The following is a 21677-nucleotide window of genomic DNA, read 5'->3' on the forward strand; positions in this document are numbered from 1 at the left end:
CCGCGCACGTCAGCTCACAGGACTTCGGTTTGCGGGGTCGTGCTAACCCCTCCGTTGCGCACAACGCGATCAGTGACGGGAAGTTATCGACTTGAGGCCCCTCCCTTGCGCGCAGCGCAGGGGAGGGATGGGGAGGGGTCGGGGCTTTCCCTGTCAGCCACCGAAGCGAAGAGCAAAAGCACCCCACCCCCTCAGTCGCTAGTTCGCGACTTCGAGCTCCCCTTCGCCTTCGGCGAAAGGGAGGGGGCAAAGCGCGGCTCGGTCCGCCTTAGATGGCGGACCGAGCCGGGGATCCGCATCCGGCCAGGTCGAGGCTGGTTGGCGAAGTGGTGGCCGGCCACGCATTGGTATCAGCGAGACGCAGGAGAACGGCCATAAAAAACCCCGCCGGAGCGGGGTTCAAGAAAACGGTGCGAGATCGGCTTCTTCAGGTGGCCGGGGTAATGTTGGACGCCTGCGCGCCCTTGGGGCCCTGCGTCACCTCGTAGCTCACGCGCTGGCCTTCCTGCAGGGTGCGGAAGCCTTTGGCGTTGATCGCGGTGTGATGCGCGAAGACATCGGCGCTGCCATCTTCCGGCGCGATGAATCCGAAGCCCTTCGCATCGTTGAACCACTTGACGGTACCGTACGGCATAGCTCTTTGTATCCCCAGATTGGATCGGTGGTGTTGCGCTGCCAGGTAGCCGCGCAATTCCGAGTATGCAAAGACGCGGGGAGCTTGACAATCACCCGCGCGCCAGTTCGCCCACCAACTCCGCCATCCCAGAGGACGCCGCCTCCACATTGGCCAGCACCTCGGCCATGGTGATCTCCTCGCCGGTGCCGCAGCCGGCGGCCCAGTTGGCCACGATCGCCAGGCAGGCGTAGTCCAGGCCCAGCTCGCGCGCCAGGCCGGCCTCGGGCATGCCGGTCATGCCGACCAGGTCGCAGCCGTCGCGCTTCATGCGCGCGATTTCCGCCTTGGTTTCCAGGCGCGGGCCCTGGGTGGCGCCGTAGCAGCCGCCGTCGACCACCTTCACCCCCGTCACCCGCGCCGCGGCCAGCACCTTGTGGCGCAGCATCGGCGTATAGGGATCGCCAAAGTCCACGTGCAGCACCTCGCCGCCCTCCTCGCACAGCGTGGAGATGCGACCCCAGGTGTAGTCGATGAGCTGGTCCGGGCAGGCCAGCACGCGCGGGCCGTACGCTTCAGTGATGCCGCCGACCGTGTTGAGCGCCAGCACGCGCGTGGCGCCGAGCTGCTTGAGCGCGGCCAGGTTGGCGCGGTAGTTGACCTTGTGCGGCGGCAGCGAATGACCCTCGCCATGCCGCGCCAGGAAGGCCACGCGCCGGCCCAGCACCGTGCCCACCCGCACCGGACCCGAGGGCGCGCCGTAGGGCGTGTCGACGTGGCGGGTTTCGACATCGTCCAGCGTGGCCAGCTTGTAGACGCCGGTGCCGCCGATGACGGCCAGGTCGATGTGCTGGCTCACACGTCCTCCTTCATCGCGTAGATGGCCGGCAGGTTGCGCAGGTGCTCGTGCACGTCCATGCCGAAGCCGAACACGTAGCGGTCCGGCACTTCCACACCGACGTAGTCGGCCGAGACCTCGGCCACGGCGCGGTCGTGGCGCTTGACGGTGAGCGCGGCGATGCGCACGTCGGTGGCGCCCTGCTCCAGGCACCACTGGCGCACGGCCAGCAGGGTCAGGCCCTCGTCGAGGATGTCGTCGACCAGCAGCACGCGGCGGCCGTACAGCGCGGTGGCCGGGCGGTGCTTCCACACCAGCTCGCCGCCTTCGGTCTCGCCGCGGTAGCGGGTGGCGTGCAGGTAGTCGTACTGCAGGTCCAGGCCGCGCAGGCCCAGCTCCAGCGACAGCTGGCCGGCGAAGGGCAGGCCGCCGTGCATGATGGTCAGGAACACCGGCACCTCGCCGGCGTAGTCGCGCGCGATGGCGTCGGCCATCGTGGTGATGGCGGCATCGATGGTCGGGCGATCCACCAGCAGGTCGGCGTTGGCCAGGGCCTGGCGGATGGTCGGGGCGGTGTTGGACATCAGGCGGTTCCCTTGGGCAATGACAGGCGCGCGAGCGCGGATTCGTGGCGCGTATCGGCCAGCAGGCCTTCCCACGCGCGCGGGCCGCGGCCGATCAGCCCGATCAGCGCGGCGGTGTTGAGTGAGCGGCCTTCGACGGCGCGCAGCGCCTCGTCGACGACCTCGGGATGGCAGGCCAGCACCACGTCGCAGCCGGCGTCCAGGTGCAGCGCCACGCGCCGGGCGACCCCGCCGGCGGCGTGCGCGGCGGCCATGGAGATGTCGTCGGAGAACACCACGCCGCGGAAGCCCAGCTCCTCGCGCAGCAGGCGCACCCAGCGCGGCGAATAGCCGGCCGGCTCCGGCGCCACCGCCGGGTAGACCACGTGCGCCATCATCACCGCATCGGCCCCGGCGTCGATGCCGGCGGCGAAGGGCACCAGGTCCTGCGTCTGCAGTTCGTCCAGCGGGCGCGGATCTGTGGCGACATCGACGTGGGTGTCCTCCAGCACGGTGCCGTGGCCGGGGAAATGCTTGAGCGTGGCGGCCATGTCGGCCGCGTGCATGCCGGCCACGTAGGCGCGGGTGAGCGCGGCCACCACCTGCGGATCGGCGGCGAAGGCGCGGTCGCCGATGGCACGGTTGCCGCGGCCCAGGTCGACCACCGGGGCGAAGCTCAGGTCCACGCCGCTGGCGCGCACCTGGCTCGCCATCAGCCAGGCGTGCTCGCGCGCGGCTTCCAGCGCACCGGCCGGATCGGTCGCGTACTGCGCGCCGAAGCTGGCCAGCGGCGGCAGCGCGGCGTAGCCGTCGCGGAAGCGCTGCACGCGCCCGCCTTCCTGGTCCACGCACACCAGCACCGGACGCGGTGCGGCCTCCCGGATCGACGCGCTCAGCGCCGTGACCTGTTCGCGCGAGGCGAAGTTGCGCGCGAACAGGATCACCCCGGCCACCGCATCGTGCTGCAGCCAGTCGCGTTCCCTGGGGGCCAGTTCGGTGCCGGCCAGGCCGATCACGAGCATTGGGTCGAAACTCCGTGGGCCGCGCTTGCGCGGGGGGTCAAGATTGTCGCAGAAGCACAAGTCGGCGGGCGGCATGGGCGCCGGACGCGGGAGGCGGCCCGGTTCAGCCCGCCGTGCCCGAGGTCTGGGCGGCGCGCTCGGCCTCGCTCCACTGCGCATACGGCCGGTCGGCCAGCGCCAGGTTGTAGTAGCGCGGCTGGTCGGTCACTTCCGCGCCGAGCCAGGCCGGGCGCTCGAACGGCTCATCGGCGTGAGCCAGCTCGATCTCGGCCACCACCAGCCCGGCGTTGTCCCCGGCGAACTCATCGATCTCCCACAGGTGCGCGCCGACCTGCACCAGGTGCCGGGTCTTCTCCACGCGCCCGCCCACGCACAGCTGCAGCAGGGCCTGGGCGTCGGCGACCGGGATCGGGTACTCGAACTCCTGGCGCGTATGCCCCAGCTGGCGCGACTTGATGTTCAGCGCCGCCGACTCGCCCTCCAGGCGCACCCGCACCGAGGCCAGCTGCGCACCCCCGGCCACCACCGACAGGTCGTTGAGATAGCCCTGCGCCATCGGGATGGCGCGATGCGCCGCCGCGCGCCACCCCTCGTTAGCCAGCAGGAACTTGCGTTCGATTTCGATGCCCATGGGATTGCCTGTGTGTGGGGGGAAAACAAGTGCGCCCTGCTTTTGCCCCCTCCCTTTCGCGCAGCGAAGGGGAGGGCTGGGGAGGGGTCGCTTTTCGCGGCAAATCAAGAGCAAGAGCAAAAGCCCCCCTCCCCCTCAGTCCCTAGTTCGCGACTTCGAGCTCCCCTTTGCGCTTTGCGCAAAAGGGAGGGGGCGAAAGCGACTACCGCTCGAACAACGCGATCGACTCCACATGCGCGGTCTGCGGGAACATGTCCATCGCCCCCGCCGACACCAGCCTGAAGCCGCACTCGTTGACCAGATAACCCGCATCGCGCGCCAGCGAGCCGGGATGGCAGCTGACGTAGACGATGCGCGAGAACTGTTGCAGCGGCAGCTGCCGCAGCACGTCGATCGCGCCCGAGCGCGGCGGATCCAGCAGCAGTTTGTCGAAGCCGGCGCGCATCCACGGCGCGTCGCGCTGGTCGGTGGTCAGGTCGGCGGCGAAGAACTGCGCATTGGACAGCCCGTTGCGCTGCGCGTTCTCCTGCGCGCGCGCCACCAACCCGGCCTCGCCTTCCACGCCGACCACCTCGCCCACCAGCCGCGCCAGCGGCAGGGTGAAGTTGCCCAGGCCGCAGAACAGGTCCAGCACGCGCTCGCCCGGCTGCGGATCCAGCAGCGCGAAGGCATGCGCGATCATCTTCTCGTTGAGCTTGCCGTTGACCTGGATGAAGTCCAGCGGCCGGAACGCCAGCTCGATGTCCCACGGCGCCAGCCGGAAGGACAGCGGCACCTGCGCCGGCCACAGCGGATGCACGGTGTGGTTGCCGCCCGGCTGCAGGAAGATGGCGAAGTCCTGCTCCTGGGCGAAGGCGGTCAGGATGTCCAGATCGTCCTGCACCAGCGGCGCCAGGTGGCGCACCACCAGCGCGATGGCCGCATCGCCGGCGATGAACTCGATCTGCGGGATGTCCGCGCGTCCGGCCAGGCGGTCGATGCACTGCGCCAGCGCCTCGATGCGGAAACCGATCTGCGGGATCAGCGTATGGCATTGCCGCAGATCGGCGACGAAGCGCGGATCCTGCTCGCGGAAGCCCACCAGGGTCTTGTCCTTCTTCTCCACGCGCCGCACCGAGAAGCGGCCCTTGCGCCGGTAGCCCCAGCTGCCTTCGTGCAGCACCGGCAGCACGCTGGCCGGCGCGACGTGGCCGATGCGCGTCAGGTTCTCCAGCAGCGCGTGCTGCTTGTAGGCGATCTGCTTGGTCTCCTCCAGATGCTGCAACACGCAGCCGCCGCAGGTGCCGAAGTGCGGGCAGCGCGGCGTGACGCGGTCGGGCGAGGCGTCGAGTACTTCCAGCGTGCGCGCCTCGTCGAAGTGCTTGCTGCGCGCGGTCTGTTCCACCCGCACCCGCTCGCCCGGCAGCGCGCCGGTGACGAACACAGCCTTGCCCGATTCGCCGGGCACGGTGGGGGGACGGCGGGCCACGCCGCGGCCGTCGTGGCTCAGGTCGTGGATCTCAAGGTCGAACGGGGTCTTGTCGATGCGCGGGGAACGGGCCACGTGGCGATGAGCTGCGTGCGGGGAATCGCGTATTGTCGCAGAAGCGCCGGGGCCGACGCCCGGCGCGGCCCGCCGCCGCGAAAGGAGCCCGCATGGCCGCCACGCCCCACATCCTGCTGGTCGAGGACGACCCCACCACCAGCGAGTTCATGCGCGCCGCGCTCGAAACGCTGCCGGCCACCGTGGCCGTGGCCCGCAGCCAGTCCGAGGCGCTCGCGACCGAGGGCCGCTTCGACCTGTGCCTGGTCGATGCCAACCTGCCCGACGGCCGCGGCGATGCCTTGCTGGCCCACCTGCGCGCGCGCCAGCCGGCGCTGCCGGCGCTGGCGCACACCGCCGATCCCTCGCCCGGCCTGCATGCCGCGCTGTGCGCCTCCGGCTTTGCCGCGGTGGTGGTCAAGCCGGTCGGCGCGGCCTCGCTGCGCCAGGCCGCGCGCGACGCGCTGCAGGCGCGCACCCCGCCGGAGACCGCGGCCATCCGCACCTGCAGCGACGAGGTGCCGGTGTGGGACGACGCGGCGGCGCTGTCGGCGCTGGGTGGGAACCTCGAGCATCTGCAGACGCTGCGCGGGCTGTTCCTGCAGGAGCTCGACGCCCAGGCCGCCGCCATCGAGGCCGCCTTGGCCGCCGACGACCTGCCCGGCGCCCACCAGCAACTGCACCGTCTGCGCGCCAGCAGCGGCTTCGTCGGCGCCGCCCGCCTGCATGCCGCCGCCAAGACCCTGGACGCCAGCCTGCCCGACCGCGCCGCCCAGGCCGAATTCCACGCCGCCTGGCAACAGACGCGCGCCTGAGCCACCACCTGTCTGTAGAGCGGAGCTTGTGGCAATCCCCTCTTGGGGACTCCGCTGCTCTTCGTTCGGTTCCTCGGGAAGCCTCCAGCGGAGCAAGCTCCGCTCTACAGGGAGGCGGCGATCTGATCGGAAGAGGCAGGCGCTCCCACCAGTGTTTCAGGGGGCGTCTTCGCTGGTAGCCGATGGTGTCGACGGGCGCGGCAGCGCGGCCAGCATGTCCCAGGACTTCAGGCCGCGGGCGCCCAGGTGGTGGGCCAGCAGCTGGCGCATCGCCCGGCGCAGGTCGGCCAGGTCGGCCGCCTCGGGCTGGGCGTCGGAGGCCAGCGCCAGCAGCGCGCGGCCGCTGGGCGCCGAGGCGCGCTCGCCGCTGCGCTCGCTCAGCAGGCGGCGCGGGCCGTGCTCGGGGTCCAGGCGGTAGCGCGCGGCCGGGTCGACCGGCGCGCCGTCGCCATCGTGATCGAGCACCAGGCCGAAACCGATCGCCTCGAGCAGGTCGCGCTCGAAGCGGCGCAGCGACCACGCCAGCGGCTCGTCGTGGGCCAGGCGCGCGCGCACCCGGGCATAGGCCAGATACAGGTCCGGCAGCGGGTCCTGGCGCGGGGCCAGGCGCAGCACCAGCTCATTGATGTAGAACGCGGCGAGCATCGCATCGCCCTGCAGGCGCGGCGCGGCGTCCAGCGCCTCGGCGCCGGTCAGCCGCCCCAGCTCGCCGCGCAGTTGCGCCTCGAGCCGTATGTGCTGCAGCGGCTGCAGCGCCGCGCGCAGCACCTGCTTCTTCGGCCCCTGCACGCCGCGCGCGACCACGCCCAGCCGGCCATGGCGGGCGCTCAGTACCTCGACCAGCAGACTGGTCTCGCGCCAGGGCCGGGTGTGGAGGACGAAGACCGGCTCGGCGATCAGCTCCATGGAAGCAGACGTGCGCCCAGAGACGTCAGCGATGAGCAAAAGCCAGCGACACCCAAGGCGCCTGCGGTCGCGCAGTGTGTTGTGCGCCCAGGCTGCTCCTCGCTGCTCACTTCGCTTCGCCCACTTCCCTATTCGTACCCGAACGCCTTCAGCGCGGTCTCGTCGTCCGACCAGCCCTCGCGCACGCGGACCCAGGTTTCCAGGAAGACCTTGCGGTCGAACAGATGCTCCATCTGCTGGCGCGCCTTGCTGCCGATGTCCTTCAGGCGCGCGCCGCCCTTACCGATGACGATGGCCTTCTGGCTCTCGCGTTCGACCCAGATCACCGCGCCGATGCGCAGCATGTTGCCGTCCACGGTGAAGTGTTCGATCTCGGTCGTGGTGGCGTACGGCAGCTCGGCGCCGAGCTGGCGCATCAGCTGCTCGCGCACCAGCTCGCCGGCCAGGAAGCGCTCGCTGCGGTCGGTGATCTCGTCCTCGCCGTACATCGGCGGCGCTTCGGGCAGCTGCGCCAGGATGTCGCGCACCAGCGCGTCCAGGCCGCTCTTCTTCAGCGCCGAGATCGGATGCACGGCGGCGAAGCTGCGGCCCTCGCTCACCTGCGCCAGGAACGGCAGCAGCTCGGACTTGTCCTTGAGCCGGTCGACCTTGTTGATCACCAGCACCAGCGGGATCTTGGCGTCGCTGAGCACGTTGTAGGCCAGCGTGTCGGTCTCGTGCCAGCGCCCGGCCTCGATCACCAGCAGGCCGGCATCGACGCCTTCGAGCGCGCCGCGCGCGGCGCGGTTCATGACCCGGCTCATGGCCGAGGCCGAGTACTTGCCCTGCTGCTTGTGCAGGCCGGGCGTATCGACCAGCACGATCTGCCCTTCCGGAAAGGTCGCGATGCCCAGCAGGCGGTGGCGCGTGGTCTGCGGACGGCTGGAGGTGATCGACACCTTGGCGCCGACCAGCGCGTTGGTCAGGGTGGACTTGCCGACGTTGGGACGGCCGATGACCGCAACGCTGCCGCTACGGTGGGGTTGTGGAGTCGTCATGGTAGGGAGCTTAGAGCGTGTCGGGGATGAGTGCGAATGATCGGGACCTCCCCTTGTAGAGCCGAGCTTGCTCGGCTGCTCTTCGTGCAGGCCATGGGGAACGCCCCAGCGGAGCGAGCTCCGCTCTACATGAAGCGCGGCCGAAATCTCTAGCAGGTCTATTTGCGCGGCAGCTGGGCGATCACGGCGGCGGCGGCGGCCTGTTCGGCGGCGCGGCGCGAGCCGCCCTCGCCTTCGGCCGACAGCGCGGGGTCGGTCAGCACGCAGCGCACCTGGAAATGGCGCGCGTGCTCCTCGCCACTCTCGGAGACCAGCTCGTAGCTGGGCAGCGCCTTCTGCCGGCCCTGCAGCCATTCCTGCAGGCGGGTCTTGGGGTCTTTCTCCGGCTTGCCGACCGGCAGAGCGGCCAGGGCCGATTCGAACCAGGGCAGCACGCAGGCGCGGCAGGCCTCGAAGCCGGCGTCCAGGTAGATCGCGGCCACGACCGCCTCCAACGCATCGGCCAGGATCGAGTCGCGGCGATGCCCGCCGGACTTCAGCTCGCCCGGGCCCAGGGTCAGGCGCGCGCCCAGATCGAGCTCGCGTGCCAGGGTCGCCAGCGAGCCTTCGCGCACAAGCTCGGCGCGCGCGCGGGTCAGCGCGCCCTCGTCGGCCTTGGGCCAGCGCTGGAACAGCGCTTCGGCGATCAGCAGGTTGACGATGCTGTCGCCGAGGAATTCCAGCCGTTCGTTGTGGACCGCGCCGGCGCTGCGATGGGTCAGCGCCTGGGCCAGCAGCTGCGGATCGGTGAAGACATGACCGATGCCCGCACCGCCGGCCGTCGGCTCAGCCTTCGCCACCACCGCTCCGCACGATGTCCTGCGAGGTCTCGAACTTGCCGACCACGTCCAGGTTGCCGATCATCGGCCGGCGCACTTCGTACTGCACGTGCAGGTTCCAGCCGTTGTTGATGCGCTTGAACTTCACGTTCTCCGGCTTGACGTTCTCGGAGTAGTTGATGTCCAGGCGACGGAAGAACAGGTCCTGCAGCCGCGCCGGATCCATGTCGGCCGAGCCGGACTGCTCGGACAGGCCCTTGGCCGCGGCCTTGACCGAATAGAACTCCTGGTACATCGGAAACAGCTTCATGCCGATATAGGCGGCGAATCCGACCACCGCCAGCGTGATCACAAAACCGATCAGCGTCATGCCGCTCTGGTTGCGCTTCATGTCCTTCCCCTCACCCCTGTGGAACCGCGTCACTCGATCCGGGTCCCGATGCGGGAGGGATCGAACCCGTTCTTGCAGAACCAGCCCTCGCAGTTGAGCCAGATCACGAACGCCTTGCCGCGCAGGTTGGACTCGGGCAGGAAGTGCGTGTCAGGCCACAGGCGGCTGTCCTCGCTATTATCACGATTGTCGCCCATCACGAAATAGTGCCCCGGCGGCACCTTCCAGGTGCCCTCGCCGACGTAGTGGCCCAGGTCTTCGTAGATGGTGTGGGTCTTGCCCGGCAGGTCTTCCTGCAGCAGGGTCACCCGGTCGCTGCCCGGCGGCAGGCCGCGGCCGGTATAGGTGCCCAGCGGCTTGTACTGCACCGGCACGCCGTTGATCGCCAGCGTGTTGCCGGAGAAGGTGATCGTGTCGCCCGGCAGGCCGATGATGCGCTTGACCCAGTTGTTCTCCGGATCCATCGGCGGCTTGAACACCACCACGTCGCCGCGCTTGGGCTCGCCCAGCGGCAGGAACTTGGTGTTGGTGATCGGCAGACGCAGGCCGTAGGAGAACTTGTTGACCAGGATGAAGTCGCCGATCAGCAGGTTGGGCATCATCGAGGCCGACGGGATCTTGAACGGCTCGGCCACGAAGCTGCGCAGGATCAGCACGATCGCCAGCACCGGGAAGAACGCCTTGGAGTAATCCACCAGCACCGGCTCTTCGTCCAGCAGGCCGGCCTTGGCGGCGCGGCGCTTGGCCAGGAACAGCTTGTCCAGCAGCCAGATGAAGCCGGTCAGCAGGGTGAGCACGACCAGGATTGTTTCGAACCAGACCATCGCTTGTCCTTATCGCGCGATGCGGCGGGCATCGCGCGTACTTGCACAAAACTAGGGCGGGCCATGCGACCCGCCCCGCCTGCAGCCGGCGCCAGGGCCGGCCTGCCTCTTACTTGCTGTCCACCTGCAGCACGGCCAGGAAGGCCTCCTGCGGGATCTCCACGCGGCCGACCTGCTTCATGCGCTTCTTGCCTTCCTTCTGCTTTTCCAGAAGCTTCTTCTTGCGCGTGATGTCGCCACCATAGCACTTGGCCAGCACGTTCTTGCGCATGGCCTTGACCGTGGAACGGGCGATGATCTGCGCGCCGACGGCGGCCTGGATGGCCACGTCGAACATCTGCCGCGGGATCAGTTCCTTCATCTTCTCGCACAGCTCGCGGCCGCGGCGATCGGCCTGGCTGCGGTGCACGATCAGGCTCAGCGCGTCGACCTTGTCGCCGTTGATCAGCGTGTCCAGGCGCACGAACGGGCCGGCCTGGAAGCGCAGGAACGAATAGTCCAGCGAGGCATAGCCGCGCGAGACCGACTTGAGCTTGTCGAAGAAGTCCAGCACCACCTCGGCCATCGGCAGCTCGTAGCTGATCTGCACCTGGCTCGCCAGGTACTGGATGCCGATCTGCACGCCGCGCTTTTCCTCGCACAGCTTGATGATGTTGCCGATATAGGCTTCCGGCGTGAGGATGTTGGCGCGGATGATCGGCTCGCGCACCTCCTCGATCAGGTTGGACTGCGGCAGCTTGGCCGGGTTGTCCAGCGAGACGATGCTGCCGTCGGTCTTGAGCACCTCGTAGACCACCGTCGGCGCGGTGCTGATCAGGTCAAGGTCGTACTCGCGCTCCAGACGCTCCTGCACGATCTCCATGTGCAGCATGCCCAGGAAGCCGCAACGGAAGCCGAAGCCCATCGCCTCGGAGCTTTCCGGTTCGAAGCGCAACGCCGCATCGTTCAGGCGCAGCTTCTCCAGCGCCTCGCGCAGGGCCGGATAGTCCTCGGCATTGGTCGGGAACAGGCCGGCGAACACGCGCGGCTGCATCTCCTGGAAGCCCGGCAGCGGCTTGGGGGCGGGGTCCGAGGCCAGGGTCAGCGTGTCGCCGACCGGCGCGCCGTGCACGTCCTTGATCGAGGCGGTGATCCAGCCCACCTCGCCGGCGCCCAGCTTGGGCAGCTCCTTGCGCTTGGGCGTGAACACGCCGACCTTGTCCACCTCGTGGGTGCGGCCGGTGGACATCACCAGGATCTTGGACTTCGGGCCGATCTCGCCCTGCATCACGCGCACCAGCGAGACCACGCCAAGGTAGTTGTCGAACCACGAGTCGATGATCAGCGCCTGCAGCTTGTCGGTGTCGCGCGGCTGCGGGGGCGGGATGCGGTGGACGATGGCCTCCAGCACCTGCTCGACGTTCAGGCCGGTCTTGGCGCTGACCGCGACCGCGTCGGTGGCGTCGATGCCGATCACCGCCTCGATCTCGGCCTTGGCCTTCTCGATATCGGCTGTAGGCAGATCGATCTTGTTGAGCACCGGCACCACTTCCAGGCCCTGCTCGACGGCGGTGTAGCAGTTGGCCACCGACTGGGCTTCCACGCCCTGGGCGGCATCGACCACCAGCAGCGCGCCCTCGCACGCGGCCAGCGAACGGCTGACCTCGTAGGAGAAGTCCACGTGGCCGGGGGTGTCGATGAAGTTCAGCTGGTAGGTCTGGCCGTCCAGCGCCTTGTACGGCAGCGAGACGGACTGGGCCTTGATGGTGATGCCGCGCTCGCGCTCGATCGGGTTCGAGTCGAGCACCTGGGCCTCCATCTCACGGGCCTGCAGACCGCCGCACAGCTGGATGATGCGGTCGGCCAGGGTGGATTTGCCGTGGTCGACGTGGGCGATGATCGAGAAATTGCGGATGTTCCGCATCGAAGCGGGCGTTTCAGGCGGCATGGGGGCGGCGGGCGGGGGCCGTCGAAGGGCAAACGGGGATTATCGCATGGCCGCCGCCGCCCCGCCGTCCGGCCCCGGCACCGGGATCGCCCGGCGCCAGGACCGGGGCGCGCTCAGCGCGCGCCGCCGACGGTGACCGCGACGAACTGGCGCACGCCGCTGCGGCCGCTCTCGACCAGCAGCATCAGCACGTCGCCCTTCTTCAGGCCAGCGGTGGCCTTGTTGAAGTCCTCCAGGCTGCCGATGTCGCGGCGGTTGGCCTGGACGATGGCCAGCCCCGGCTCCAGGCCGGTGTCCTGGCTGACCGCCGGGCTGACACCCACGATCACGACCTTACCGCGCCCGTCGGCCTGCACCGAGAAGCCCAGCTCCTTGGCCGTCAGCGCCGGGGACGCGCGGCTGCCGCCCTCCTCGTCCTGGGCGCCGGCACCACCGCGGCCGCCCATGGCCAGCTTCGGATCCAGCTCGGTCAAGGTGACGTCGACCTTACGCGGGGATCCATCGCGGATGACCGTGAGGGTGACCTTGGTGCCCGGCGGCAGCGGTGCCACGCGCGAGGGCAGATCGGAGTAGTCGGTGATCTTGGCGCCATTGAACTCGGTGATCACGTCCATCGGCTTGAGGCCGGCCTTGGCCGCGCCGCTGCCCGGGGTCACCTGGGTCACCAGCACGCCGTTGGTATCGGGCAGCTTGAGCGTCTTGGCCATCGCCTCGCTGATGCGCTGGTTCATGCTCACACCCAGCATGGCGCGACTGACCTTGCCGGTCTTCTTCAGCTGGTCGGCGGCGCTGACGGCCAGGTCGATCGGGATCGCGAAGCTGATGCCCATGTAGCCGCCGGACTGGGAGAAGATCTGCGAATTGATGCCGACGACCTCGCCGGAGGTGTTGAGCAGCGGCCCCCCGGAATTGCCCGGGTTGATCGCCACGTCGGTCTGGATGAAGCGCACGTAGTTGCTGCCGCCCATCCCGGCCTGGGTGCGGCCGGTGGCGCTGACCACGCCGGCGGTCACCGAATGATCCAGGCCGAACGGCGAGCCCATGGCCACCACCCACTGGCCGGGCTTGAGGTTGTTGGACTCGCCCATGCGCAGCGACGGCAGGCCGGTGGCGTCGATCTTCAGCAGCGCCACGTCGTAGCCCTGGTCGGCGCCGACGACCTTGGCCTTGAACTCGCGGCCATCCGAAAGCTTGACCTTGACGTTCTTGGAGCCATCGACCACGTGGTTGTTGGTCAGGATGTAGCCATCGGGCGAGATGATGAAGCCCGAGCCCATCGACTCGCCGCGCGGACGGCCGCCGCCACCGCCGCGACCGGGCCCCGGAATCTGCATGCCGGGGCCGAAGATCTGGCGGAAGATTTCCGGGATCTGCGACTGGTCCATGCCCTGGTCGTCGTCATCGTCCTGGGTGATCTGATCATCGGCGCTGCTGCTGTCGTCGCCGATGGTGGCATCGACATTGACCACGCCCGGGGCGACCTGCTCGACCAGCTTGGTGAAGTCCGGCAGGCCGGTGACGATCTGCGGCGCGCTGCTCTGGGCGATGGTGGGCGCCACTGCGGCGGCGCCGCTGCCGCCCTGCTGCGCGCAGGCGGACAGCGGGACGGTGAGGGAAACGCAGGCCGATCAGGCCCATGCGGAGACGTGGATTCATCGACTGCTCGCCTTTTGCGTCGGAAGAAGAAGTGGGGATGAGGCGGCAGCCCAGCGCAGGCCGCCGCCGGACTTACGGCTGCGCCGGGGTTGGCTGCGCCGAGGGCGCCGGCTCTGCCACCGGCAGGCGCGGCTGGAACGGGTAGTACGAGGTCTGCTCGCCGGGCGCGTAACCGGTGGCGTAGGCACCGTTGCCGCGCAGCTGGGACAGGCTGGAGCGCGGCCACGGCCGCGCCGCCGGCTGGCCCAGGCGGGTGCCGGCGAACGGATCCTGCGAGCTGGCCGCAATGGGCGGCGCCGGCGCGTTCACCGCGGCCAGGGCCTGCTGGGTGATCGCCGCGGTCGCCCGGGCGGCCTGCTGGTTGCGCGTGGCGCTGCCCCGGCGGCTGTCCTCGGCCCGGCGCGGCAGGCTGGCCACGGCCATGCCCGAGGCGAGCAGCGCCGATCCGGCCGCGGTCGAAGCATCGGCGGGGGCCGGCGCTGCGGGCGAAGGCGCCGGCCCTGGCGCGCTCGCGCTGGCCAGCGCCGGTGTCTCAGGCGAGGCCGAAGGCCGGCCGCTCTGCTGCCCGGCCATGAAGACCGCCACCAGCGCCACGGCGGCGGCGACCGCACCGCCGCCCCAGCGCAGCACGCGCCCGCCGCGGGCCGGCGCCTGGTTCGCGGCCGGCTGCACGGGCTGGGCCGCGATGGCGGCGGCCACCCGCTCGGCGAAGCCGTGCGGCGCCGGCGCCTGGGCCTGGCCGCGCAGCACGTCGCCGCACAGCTGCCAGCGCTCCCAGGTCGCGGCCAGGGTCTCGTCGTCGGCCATGCGCTTCATCAGGAAACGCGCCTGGTCGGGGGCCAGCGCGCCGTCCATCAGCGCGGACATCTGCTGGCGGTAATGCTGCTGGAACTTGTCGTCGATCATCGTTTCTGCTCCCGGGTGGCGCTGCCGGTGTCCAGCAGCGGCCGCAGCTCGGCATCGATGGCGTCGCGGGCACGGAAGATGCGCGAGCGCACCGTGCCGATCGGACAGCCCATCTTCGTGGCGATCTCCTCGTAGCTCAGGCCCTCGACCTCGCGCAGGGTGATGGCCGTGCGCAGTTCCTCGGGCAATGCATCGACCGCGCGCATCACCGACTGCTCCAGCTGCTGGCGCATCAGTTCGCGCTCGGGCGTGTCGGTGTCGCGCAGCCGCGCGCCGGCGTCGTACTGCTCGGCGTCGGCGGCGTCCACATCGTCGGTGGGCGGGCGTCGGTTGTGGGCGACCAGATGGTTCTTGGCGGTATTCACGGCGATCCTGTGCAGCCACGTATAGAACTGCGCGTCACCACGGAAATTCCCCAGCGCGCGATAGGCCCGCATGAAGGTTTCCTGCGCCACGTCCTGGCACTCGCTCCAGTCGTGCACGTAGCGACCGATCAGCGCCAGGATCCGATGCTGGTACTTGCGCACCAGCAGATCGAAGGCGGCGCTGTCTCCGCGCTGGACGCGCTTGACCAGCTCGAGATCCAGCTCGATGGGTGGATCAGCGTCGCGCATGCCGGGCCGCACGGAAGTGGGCGTCGTCATGAGCCGGATCCTGAGACCGCGGCGACGCAAAAAAGTTCACCGGCGGCATGGCAGTCCTGCTGCAAGGGGTTCGGAGCGGAAAAATAACGCATCGCGCGTGGCAGGCCTGTCGGCGGTGGAGCCTCGAACGTGGGGATTTGACGCGACCCAGACAAGCTCACGATCATAACGGTCTTCCCATACTGCAACGGATGGTCCCGCTCATGGCAGCCAGCTTCGATGGGCTTCGATTCAGTCACTGGCGCACGGAGAGCCGTCCGGAAGGTGTGGTCGTCCTGTGGCTGGACCGTCAGGATGCCTCGGTCAACGCCTTCTCGCAGGACGTGCTGATCGAGCTGGGCGACATCATCGAACGCCTGGCCATCGACCCGCCCAAGGGCGTGGTCGTCGCCTCGGCCAAGGCCAGCGGCTTCATCGCCGGCGCCGATCTGAAGGAGTTCCAGGAGTTCGACCGCCGCGGCACGGTCAACGACGCGATCCGGCGTGGCCAGATGGTGTTCCAGAAGCTGTCCGAACTGCCCTGCCCGACCGTGGCGGCCATCCATGGCTTCTGCATGGGCGGCGGCACCGAGATCTCGCTGGCCTGCCGCTATCGCGTGGCGTCCAACGATGCCTCCACGCGCATCGGCCTGCCCGAGACCAAGCTCGGCATCTTCCCCGGCTGGGGCGGCAGTGCGCGCCTGCCGCGCCTGATCGGCGCGCCGGCGGCGATGGACCTGATGCTCACCGGCCGCACCGTCTCGGCCAGCGCCGCGCGCGGCCTGGGCCTGGTCGACAAGGTCGTGGACAAGGCGGTGCTGATCGACACGGCCGTGTCGCTGGCGCTCAAGGGCACGGTGCGCCCGTTGAAGCAGCGCGCCACCGCCTGGGCCACCAACACCTGGCCGGCGCGCAAGCTGCTGGCGCCGCAGATGGCCAAGCAGGTCGCGCGCAAGGCGCGCAAGGACCAGTACCCGGCGCCATACGCGCTGATCAACGTGTGGGAGCGCAGCGGCGGCCAGGGCATCGGCGCGCGCCTGGATGCCGAGCGCCGCGCGGTGGTCAAGCTGGCCGGCACGCCGACCGCGCGCAACCTGATCCGCATCTTCTTCCTCACCGAACGCCTCAAGGGCCTGGGGGGCAAGGAGCATGGGATCAAGCATGTGCACGTGGTCGGCGCCGGCGTGATGGGCGGCGATATCGCCGCCTGGTCGGCCTACAAGGGATTCGAGGTCACGCTGCAGGACCGCGAACAGCGCTTCATCGACCCGGCCATGACACGCGCCCAGGCGCTGTTCGAGAAGAAGGTCAAGGACCCGGCCAAGCGTCCGGCCGTGGCCGCGCGCCTGAAGGCCGACCTAGCCGGCGCGGGTGTGGCCAATGCCGACCTGGTGATCGAGGCCATCATCGAGAACCCGGAAGCCAAGCGCGCGCTGTACGAGACCCTGGAACCCAACCTCAAGCCCGACGCGCTGCTGACCACCAACACCTCCTCGATCCCGCTGGTCGAACTGCGCGAGCACATCGACAAGCCGGCACAGTTCGGCGGCCTGCACTACTTCAATCCGGTGGCGATGATGCCGCTGGTGGAGATCGTCCAGCACGACACCATCGCGCCGGAGACCGTGCAGCGCCTGGCCGCGTTCTGCAAGGCGCTGGACAAGTTCCCGGTGCCGGTGGCCGGCACGCCGGGCTTCCTGGTCAACCGCGTGCTGTTCCCGTACATGCTCGAGGCGGCCAACGCCTACGCCGAAGGCATCCCCGGCCCGGTGATCGACAAGGCGGCGGTGAAGTTCGGCATGCCGATGGGCCCGATCGAACTGATCGACACCGTCGGCCTGGACGTGGCCGCCGGCGTGGGCAGGGAGCTTTCGCCCTTCCTCGGCCTGCAGGTGCCGGCGGCGCTGGCCACGCTCGAGCCGGACAAGCGCGGCAAGAAGGACGGCCAGGGCCTGTACAAATGGGAGAACGGGCGCGCCGTCAAACCGGAAGTACCCAAGGACTACCAGGCCCCGACCGATCTGGAGGATCGCCTGATCCTGCCGCTGCTCAACGAGGCGGTGGCCTGCCTGCACGACGGCGTGGTGGCCGATGCCGACCTGCTGGATGCCGGCGTGATCTTCGGCACCGGCTTCGCGCCTTTCCGCGGCGGTCCGATCCAGCACATCCGTGCCGCCGGCGCCGATGCCCTGCTGGAACGCCTGCGCGCCCTGCAGGCCCGCCACGGCGATCGCTTCGCCCCGCGCCCGGGCTGGGACAACCCCGTGCTGCGCGAGCCGGTGGCGTAAGCCGCTGCGGCGGTGGGTGTCCTAGCGCGGCACTGTGCCGGATAGAACGACCTACAAACTCATCATTCCCGCGAATGCGGGAAGGGCTTCTTGGCAGACGCGTGTCTGACCATCCAGCGCTTCTGACGCTCGCTGCGAAAGCCACTGGGTTCCCGCCTTCGCGGGAACGACGGTAGTAGTGTTCTTGGTGGCGTCGAGTGCAAAGCGGATCGGTCAGCAAAGCACGCAGCAAGGCGGGCTCGGCGCCTTCTTAAGCGCCTTCGAATGCATCTCTAAGCTTTGAGCATCAAGCCAAGCGCTGCCGCCCGGCGGCGCGTTGCGGCATCATGGCGCCTCAGTCCTGACGAAAGACCGCGAGCCGATCGCCATGTTCAATCTGTCCCCACCGACCTCCGGCATGTTCTTCCTCTCGCTGCTGCTCGGCGGCCTGGGCGTGGCGGCCAAGCTGCACTACATCCCGGCGCTGGTGCCGTACGCGTTCTGGCTGGTCTGCGCCGGGCTGGTCGTGCTGCTGATCGGCAACCTGTTCAAGGGGCTATAGGCGTTACGCCAGCACAAGCCTCTGGCTCAGCAGCCCATCGCTATGGGTACATCTAATTCCAGGTCGACCACCCACGCCGCACCGTCCCAGCGCTGCACCTGCATGCGCAGCAGGCTCGGGGCGACATAGGACGCGCCCTGCCCGGCGCGCGAGACGTCCTTGGCCAGCGTGATCCACTTCCCTTCGCCGCCATGAGCGCGTACCGCGGCGAGCAGTTCGGCCTGACCGAACGACGGAAAGCAACTGGCTTGCCGCGTTGTGGGCGGCTGAATATCGAAGTGCCCGTCACCCGGGTCGGCGATGGACTGCCAGGCCGTCGTGCAGTGCTTCCAATCCAGCAGATCCAGATGCGGCCCCTCGTCACCGAGCGCCAGACTGGTTTGGTACTGGAAACGGATCCGGAGCTTTTCGCGTGGCGTATCTTCGCCCTGCTCCACCTTGACCATGCGCACGCTGTCGCCAAGTTCGGTCTCCAGCGTGTAGCGACGCTGGAACGGCGAGGCTCGCTTCCAGAGCGCCGTTGGCGCCCGATCCGTCCACACTTCGATGCGGCTAATCTCCGCCTGCGCCGACGGCGACATCGGCAGCGCCAGACAGACGCAGACCGCCAGCCACACTCCCCGAACTTGCCCGAGGAGCCAGCGCGCGCTCACATCGTGTGCGTCGGCTTGTCGGCGTTGAGGGTGCCGGCCAGCAGGGTCTCGATGCGGTTGCGGACCGCGTCGCCCTCGCCGCCTTCGCTGAACTGCACGCCGATGCCGGCGGTGCGGGCGCCCTGGGCGCCGACCGGCGTCACCCAGATCACCTTGCCGGCCACCGGCAGGCGCTCGCTGGACTCGGGCAGGGTCAGCAGCACGAACACCTCGTCGCCGAGGAAGTAACGCTTGGGCGTGGGCACGAAGATGCCGCCGTTGCGCACGAAGGGAATGTAGGCGCTGTACAGCTGGGCCTTGTCCTTCACCGTCAGCGACAGGATGCCGCCCTTTGTTGCATTCATCCTCGTCCTCCATTCGACGCATCACGCGTGCCGCGCCAGGCAAGCAACAGGTCCACGATCGCCAGGTCGGCGCGCACCGTGGTGCGCAGCAGGTCGCGCGTGCGGTTGGCCGCGTCGAACCACGCGGCCAGCTTGTTCAATCGCGCCGGATCGGTCAAGGCCGCATCGGCCGACTGGGTCAGCGCCAGCTCGGCGGCGAAGCGCAGGCGCAGCGCGGCGTGCTCGTCGCCGGCCCAGCGCTGGGCGGTCTCGACCGCCGACACCTGGCCGCGTTCGAGCTTGGCCAGATCGCTGGCGACCTCGCGGCGCAGCGCCATGCCGCCCTCGGCCAGCCACGACAGCGCCAGGCCGGGATGCCCGCGCGCGGCGTCCAGCGCCTCGGCCGCCGCGCCGTGCGGATAGTCCTGCGCCGCCAGCCAGGCCAGCGCCTCCTCGCGCGCCGGCAGACGGATCTCCAGCCGCTGGCAGCGGCTGCGGATGGTGGCCGGCAGGCGCATGGGCTCGGCGCTGAGCAGCCACAGGTAGCGGCCGGGCTGGGGCTCTTCCAGCGTCTTGAGCAGGGCGTTCCAGGCCGCGGTGTTGACCGCGTCGGCCGGGTCGATGATCGCCACCTGCGCGCGGCCGTACTGCGGGGTCAGCGAGAGTTTCTGGGAGAGCTCGCGGATCTGGTCGATCACGATCTCGGTGCGCAGCTTGGTGCCATCGCGCGTGGGGATGAAGGACACCCGCTGCAGGTCCGGATGGGTGCCGGCATCGATCAGCTGGGTGTCGCGGTTGTCGCCATCGGGCGCGCCCGCGCTGAGCACGTAGCGCGCCAGGCGATCGGCGACCGCACGCTTGCCCACGCCCGCCGGACCGGCCAGCACCAGCGCATGGCCCAAGCGCCCGGCCTGCAGCGCGGCCAGCGCCTGATCGTAGGCGCGCTGCTGCCACGGCGTGAACGCGGCCGCGCTCATGCCTGCGTGTCCAGCCAGGCCTGCACGGCCTGGCGCACGGCCGCGGCCACGTCCTGCGGCGACTGCGCCGCGTCGATCACGCGGAAACGCTGCGGGAAGGCCTGCGCGCGCCGGCGGTAGCCTTCGCGCACCCGTTCGAAGAAGTCGTCCTGCTCGCGCTCGATGCGGTCCGGCCACAGGTCGCGGCCGGCGGTGCGCGCGCGGCCCACGCGCACGTCCAGGGTCCAGCAGCAGGGTCAGCGCCGGCGCCACATGCACCACGCGCTGCTCCAGGTCTTCCACCAGCGCGCGATCCAGGCCGCGCCCATGCACCTGGTAGGCGTAGCTGGAATCGGTGAAGCGGTCGCTCACCACCCAGGCGCCACGCGCCAGCGCCGGGGCGATCACGCGCTGCACGTGCTGGGCGCGCGCGGCGAACATCAGCAGCAGTTCGGCCTCCGGCGCCAGGGCTTCGTCGCCCGGCTGCAGCACGATGTCGCGCATGCGCTCGGCCAGCGGCGTGCCGCCCGGTTCGCGGGTCAGCAGCACCTCGTGCCCGGCCGCCTGCAGGGTCTCGCGGATTGCGCCAAGCGCGCTGGTCTTGCCGGCACCCTCGCCCCCTTCCAGGCTGAGGAAGTGCCGGTGTTTGAGCGGACGCGCGCTCACGGCTGCCTGGCCTTGGCGTCCTGCGCCGGCGCGGCCTGGGCGTCACCGGGCGCCATGGCGGCGTCCTCCGGCAGCGGCGGGCGACGCAGGCGGTCCAGATACTGGCGCACGGCCGCGTTGTGCTGGTCCAGCGTGGCCGAGAACACATGCCGCCCGCTGCCGTCGCCCAGCGCGACGAAGTACAGCGCGTCGCCCTGGGCCGGATGCAGCGCGGCCTCCAGCGCGGCGCGGCCGGGCATGGCGATCGGCGTGGGCGTCAGCCCGGTGCGCGTATAGGTGTTGTACGGCGTATCGGTGGTCAGGTCGCTGCGACGGATGTTGCCGTCGTAGCGGCTGCCGATGCCGTAGATCACGGTCGGGTCGGTCTGCAGCTTCATGCCCAGCTGCAGGCGACGCACGAACACTCCGGCGATCTGCGCGCGCTCCTCGGCGATGCCGGTCTCCTTCTCCACGATCGAGGCAAGGGTCAGCGCCTGCTCGGGCGAGTCCAGCGGCAGCTCGGGCTCACGGGTGGACCACAGCGCGGCCAGCGTCTTGTCCATGGCCTCGTGGGCGCGCTTGAGCACGTCCAGGTCCGAATCGCCGCGCGCGTAAAGATAGGTCTCTGGCAGAAACCGGCCTTCCGGATGCTGTCCGGGGTGGCCGAGCTGCGCCATCAGCGCCGCATCGTCCAGCTGCATGGTCTGGTGACGCAGCGGCGTGGCGGCGTTGAGCGCGGCGCGCAGCTGGCGGATGTTCCAGCCTTCGACGATGGTGAAGCGGTACTGGATCGTGCGGCCGGCGCGCATGGCCTGCAGCAGCGAACGCGGCGTGGTCACGCCGGGCTCGAGCGCGTACTCGCCGACCTTGAGCTTGCCGGCTGCGTCGAGCTGACGCGCCAGCAGCTGCCATTCGATGTCGGCGCCGGTGGTGATGCGCTGCGCGCGCAGATGCGCCAGCACGCCGCGGAAGCTGTCGCCCTGGCGCACCTGCGCCACCTGGTCGGGCTTCAGCCCCGGCAGCGGCTGCGACTGGAAGGCCTGGTAGTGCTGCCAGCCCCACACGCCGACGGCGGCCACGGCCAGCGCCAGCAGCACGAGGAGGAACACGAGGGCGCGGCAACCGCGCTTGCAACCTGACGCCACGGCGATTCGGGGGGATGACGGAAGTGGGCGGCAG

Annotated in this window: 21 protein-coding genes and 2 pseudogenes; 3 read left to right on the forward strand and 20 right to left on the reverse strand. The window is 69.7% G+C overall.

All coding sequences use genetic code 11. The features are described from left to right. Positions 1-427: 427 nt before the first annotated feature. The 6 genes from ACFJIT_RS10305 to rlmD form a co-directional block, all read right to left on the reverse strand. Complete coding sequence (locus tag ACFJIT_RS10305) at positions 428-634, reverse strand: cold-shock protein (protein WP_130520125.1); 207 nt, start codon at positions 632-634, stop codon at positions 428-430. A gap of 91 nt (positions 635-725) precedes the next feature. Next, positions 726-1472, reverse strand: a complete 747-nt coding sequence (locus ACFJIT_RS10310) for an S-methyl-5'-thioinosine phosphorylase (protein WP_130523541.1) — start codon at positions 1470-1472, stop codon at positions 726-728. Continuing rightward, the gene (locus ACFJIT_RS10315) at positions 1469-2035 is read right to left on the reverse strand and encodes a hypoxanthine-guanine phosphoribosyltransferase (protein ID WP_130520121.1); all 567 of its coding nucleotides are present in this window, start codon (positions 2033-2035) and stop codon (positions 1469-1471) included. Before ACFJIT_RS10315 ends, ACFJIT_RS10310 begins: the two co-directional genes overlap by 4 nt. Further along, positions 2035-3036 (reverse strand): beta-N-acetylhexosaminidase, encoded by a 1002-nt coding sequence (nagZ, locus tag ACFJIT_RS10320; protein WP_379653569.1) that lies wholly within the window; start codon positions 3034-3036, stop codon positions 2035-2037. Before nagZ ends, ACFJIT_RS10315 begins: the two co-directional genes overlap by 1 nt. A 103-nt stretch (positions 3037-3139) precedes the next feature. Further along, positions 3140-3667 carry a CYTH domain-containing protein gene (locus tag ACFJIT_RS10325; RefSeq protein ID WP_379653570.1) on the reverse strand — a complete coding sequence of 176 codons (528 nt, stop codon included), beginning with the start codon at positions 3665-3667 and terminating at the stop codon, positions 3140-3142. Between the two features lie 202 nt (positions 3668-3869). Beyond that, complete coding sequence (gene rlmD, locus ACFJIT_RS10330; protein ID WP_379653571.1) at positions 3870-5210, reverse strand: 23S rRNA (uracil(1939)-C(5))-methyltransferase RlmD; 1341 nt, start codon at positions 5208-5210, stop codon at positions 3870-3872. A 92-nt stretch (positions 5211-5302) separates the two neighbouring features. Here rlmD and ACFJIT_RS10335 point away from each other — a divergent pair, with 92 nt between their 5' ends. After that, positions 5303-6004: a response regulator gene (locus ACFJIT_RS10335; RefSeq protein ID WP_379653572.1), complete on the forward strand. Its 702-nt coding sequence runs from the start codon at positions 5303-5305 to the stop codon at positions 6002-6004. A gap of 156 nt (positions 6005-6160) precedes the next feature. Here the strand turns inward: ACFJIT_RS10335 and recO are convergent, their stop codons facing one another. From recO to rpoE, 9 genes and pseudogenes are all read right to left on the reverse strand, one after another. Continuing rightward, positions 6161-6910, reverse strand: coding sequence for a DNA repair protein RecO (gene recO, locus ACFJIT_RS10340; RefSeq protein ID WP_379653573.1), 750 nt, complete (start codon positions 6908-6910; stop codon positions 6161-6163). Positions 6911-7038: 128 nt separating this feature from the next. After that, positions 7039-7947 (reverse strand): GTPase Era, encoded by a 909-nt coding sequence (gene era / locus ACFJIT_RS10345; RefSeq protein WP_379653574.1) that lies wholly within the window; start codon positions 7945-7947, stop codon positions 7039-7041. Positions 7948-8105: 158 nt separating this feature from the next. Then, on the reverse strand, positions 8106-8786 hold the full coding sequence (gene rnc, locus ACFJIT_RS10350; RefSeq protein ID WP_131661009.1) for a ribonuclease III: 681 nt from the start codon (positions 8784-8786) through the stop codon (positions 8106-8108). Next, positions 8773-9156: a DUF4845 domain-containing protein gene (locus ACFJIT_RS10355; protein ID WP_130520107.1), complete on the reverse strand. Its 384-nt coding sequence runs from the start codon at positions 9154-9156 to the stop codon at positions 8773-8775. The genes rnc and ACFJIT_RS10355 overlap by 14 nt, the downstream gene beginning before the upstream one ends. A gap of 29 nt (positions 9157-9185) precedes the next feature. Then, a complete protein-coding gene (lepB, locus tag ACFJIT_RS10360) occupies positions 9186-9980 on the reverse strand; it encodes a signal peptidase I (protein WP_130520105.1) in 795 nt (264 codons plus the stop codon). 109 nt (positions 9981-10089) lie between these two features. Further along, entirely contained in the window at positions 10090-11883 is a 1794-nt protein-coding gene (gene lepA, locus ACFJIT_RS10365) for a translation elongation factor 4 (RefSeq protein ID WP_130534445.1), read from the reverse strand. A 137-nt stretch (positions 11884-12020) separates the two neighbouring features. Then, positions 12021-13563: pseudogene (locus tag ACFJIT_RS10370) on the reverse strand (Do family serine endopeptidase). Positions 13564-13635: 72 nt separating this feature from the next. Continuing rightward, a complete protein-coding gene (locus tag ACFJIT_RS10375) occupies positions 13636-14469 on the reverse strand; it encodes a sigma-E factor negative regulatory protein (protein WP_379653575.1) in 834 nt (277 codons plus the stop codon). Further along, positions 14466-15083, reverse strand: coding sequence for an RNA polymerase sigma factor RpoE (gene rpoE / locus ACFJIT_RS10380; RefSeq protein WP_130520214.1), 618 nt, complete (start codon positions 15081-15083; stop codon positions 14466-14468). The genes ACFJIT_RS10375 and rpoE overlap by 4 nt, the downstream gene beginning before the upstream one ends. Positions 15084-15316: 233 nt before the next feature. On the opposite strand from rpoE, the gene ACFJIT_RS10385 reads away from it, so the two are divergent. Then, positions 15317-17380, forward strand: a complete 2064-nt coding sequence (locus ACFJIT_RS10385) for a 3-hydroxyacyl-CoA dehydrogenase NAD-binding domain-containing protein (protein ID WP_379653576.1) — start codon at positions 15317-15319, stop codon at positions 17378-17380. Between the two features lie 367 nt (positions 17381-17747). After that, the gene (locus tag ACFJIT_RS10390) at positions 17748-17921 is read left to right on the forward strand and encodes a hypothetical protein (protein WP_165394575.1); all 174 of its coding nucleotides are present in this window, start codon (positions 17748-17750) and stop codon (positions 17919-17921) included. A gap of 26 nt (positions 17922-17947) precedes the next feature. On the opposite strand, the gene ACFJIT_RS10395 is transcribed toward ACFJIT_RS10390, so the two are convergent. From ACFJIT_RS10395 to mltG, 5 genes and pseudogenes are all read right to left on the reverse strand, one after another. Beyond that, a complete protein-coding gene (locus ACFJIT_RS10395; RefSeq protein ID WP_379653577.1) occupies positions 17948-18574 on the reverse strand; it encodes a hypothetical protein in 627 nt (208 codons plus the stop codon). After that, a complete protein-coding gene (locus ACFJIT_RS10400) occupies positions 18571-18918 on the reverse strand; it encodes a PilZ domain-containing protein (RefSeq protein ID WP_130520096.1) in 348 nt (115 codons plus the stop codon). The genes ACFJIT_RS10395 and ACFJIT_RS10400 overlap by 4 nt, the downstream gene beginning before the upstream one ends. Further along, positions 18915-19874: a DNA polymerase III subunit delta' gene (locus ACFJIT_RS10405; protein ID WP_130520094.1), complete on the reverse strand. Its 960-nt coding sequence runs from the start codon at positions 19872-19874 to the stop codon at positions 18915-18917. The genes ACFJIT_RS10400 and ACFJIT_RS10405 overlap by 4 nt, the downstream gene beginning before the upstream one ends. Beyond that, positions 19871-20519, reverse strand: a pseudogene (gene tmk / locus ACFJIT_RS10410) (dTMP kinase). Before tmk ends, ACFJIT_RS10405 begins: the two are co-directional and overlap by 4 nt. Beyond that, on the reverse strand, positions 20516-21649 hold the full coding sequence (gene mltG / locus ACFJIT_RS10415; protein WP_379655757.1) for an endolytic transglycosylase MltG: 1134 nt from the start codon (positions 21647-21649) through the stop codon (positions 20516-20518). The pseudogene tmk and the gene mltG overlap by 4 nt, the downstream one beginning before the upstream one ends. Positions 21650-21677 lie beyond the last annotated feature (28 nt).

The organism is Pseudoxanthomonas sp. UC19_8, from assembly GCF_042700505.1.
Taxonomy (GTDB): domain Bacteria; phylum Pseudomonadota; class Gammaproteobacteria; order Xanthomonadales; family Xanthomonadaceae; genus Pseudoxanthomonas_A; species Pseudoxanthomonas_A winnipegensis.

What these genes read in the sequence shown, in the direction of transcription:
- ACFJIT_RS10305 (WP_130520125.1), bottom strand. Translation starts at nt 634, where the DNA reads ATGCCGTACGGTACCGTCAAGTGGTTCAACGATGCGAAGGGCTTCGGA.
- ACFJIT_RS10315 (WP_130520121.1), bottom strand. Translation starts at nt 2,035, where the DNA reads ATGTCCAACACCGCCCCGACCATCCGCCAGGCCCTGGCCAACGCCGAC.
- nagZ (WP_379653569.1), bottom strand. Translation starts at nt 3,036, where the DNA reads ATGCTCGTGATCGGCCTGGCCGGCACCGAACTGGCCCCCAGGGAACGC.
- ACFJIT_RS10325 (WP_379653570.1), bottom strand. Translation starts at nt 3,667, where the DNA reads ATGGGCATCGAAATCGAACGCAAGTTCCTGCTGGCTAACGAGGGGTGG.
- ACFJIT_RS10335 (WP_379653572.1), top strand. Translation starts at nt 5,303, where the DNA reads ATGGCCGCCACGCCCCACATCCTGCTGGTCGAGGACGACCCCACCACC.
- recO (WP_379653573.1), bottom strand. Translation starts at nt 6,910, where the DNA reads ATGGAGCTGATCGCCGAGCCGGTCTTCGTCCTCCACACCCGGCCCTGG.
- era (WP_379653574.1), bottom strand. Translation starts at nt 7,947, where the DNA reads ATGACGACTCCACAACCCCACCGTAGCGGCAGCGTTGCGGTCATCGGC.
- ACFJIT_RS10355 (WP_130520107.1), bottom strand. Translation starts at nt 9,156, where the DNA reads ATGAAGCGCAACCAGAGCGGCATGACGCTGATCGGTTTTGTGATCACG.
- lepB (WP_130520105.1), bottom strand. Translation starts at nt 9,980, where the DNA reads ATGGTCTGGTTCGAAACAATCCTGGTCGTGCTCACCCTGCTGACCGGC.
- lepA (WP_130534445.1), bottom strand. Translation starts at nt 11,883, where the DNA reads ATGCGGAACATCCGCAATTTCTCGATCATCGCCCACGTCGACCACGGC.
- ACFJIT_RS10375 (WP_379653575.1), bottom strand. Translation starts at nt 14,469, where the DNA reads ATGATCGACGACAAGTTCCAGCAGCATTACCGCCAGCAGATGTCCGCG.
- rpoE (WP_130520214.1), bottom strand. Translation starts at nt 15,083, where the DNA reads ATGCGCGACGCTGATCCACCCATCGAGCTGGATCTCGAGCTGGTCAAG.
- ACFJIT_RS10385 (WP_379653576.1), top strand. Translation starts at nt 15,317, where the DNA reads ATGGCAGCCAGCTTCGATGGGCTTCGATTCAGTCACTGGCGCACGGAG.
- ACFJIT_RS10390 (WP_165394575.1), top strand. Translation starts at nt 17,748, where the DNA reads ATGTTCAATCTGTCCCCACCGACCTCCGGCATGTTCTTCCTCTCGCTG.
- ACFJIT_RS10400 (WP_130520096.1), bottom strand. Translation starts at nt 18,918, where the DNA reads ATGAATGCAACAAAGGGCGGCATCCTGTCGCTGACGGTGAAGGACAAG.
- ACFJIT_RS10405 (WP_130520094.1), bottom strand. Translation starts at nt 19,874, where the DNA reads ATGAGCGCGGCCGCGTTCACGCCGTGGCAGCAGCGCGCCTACGATCAG.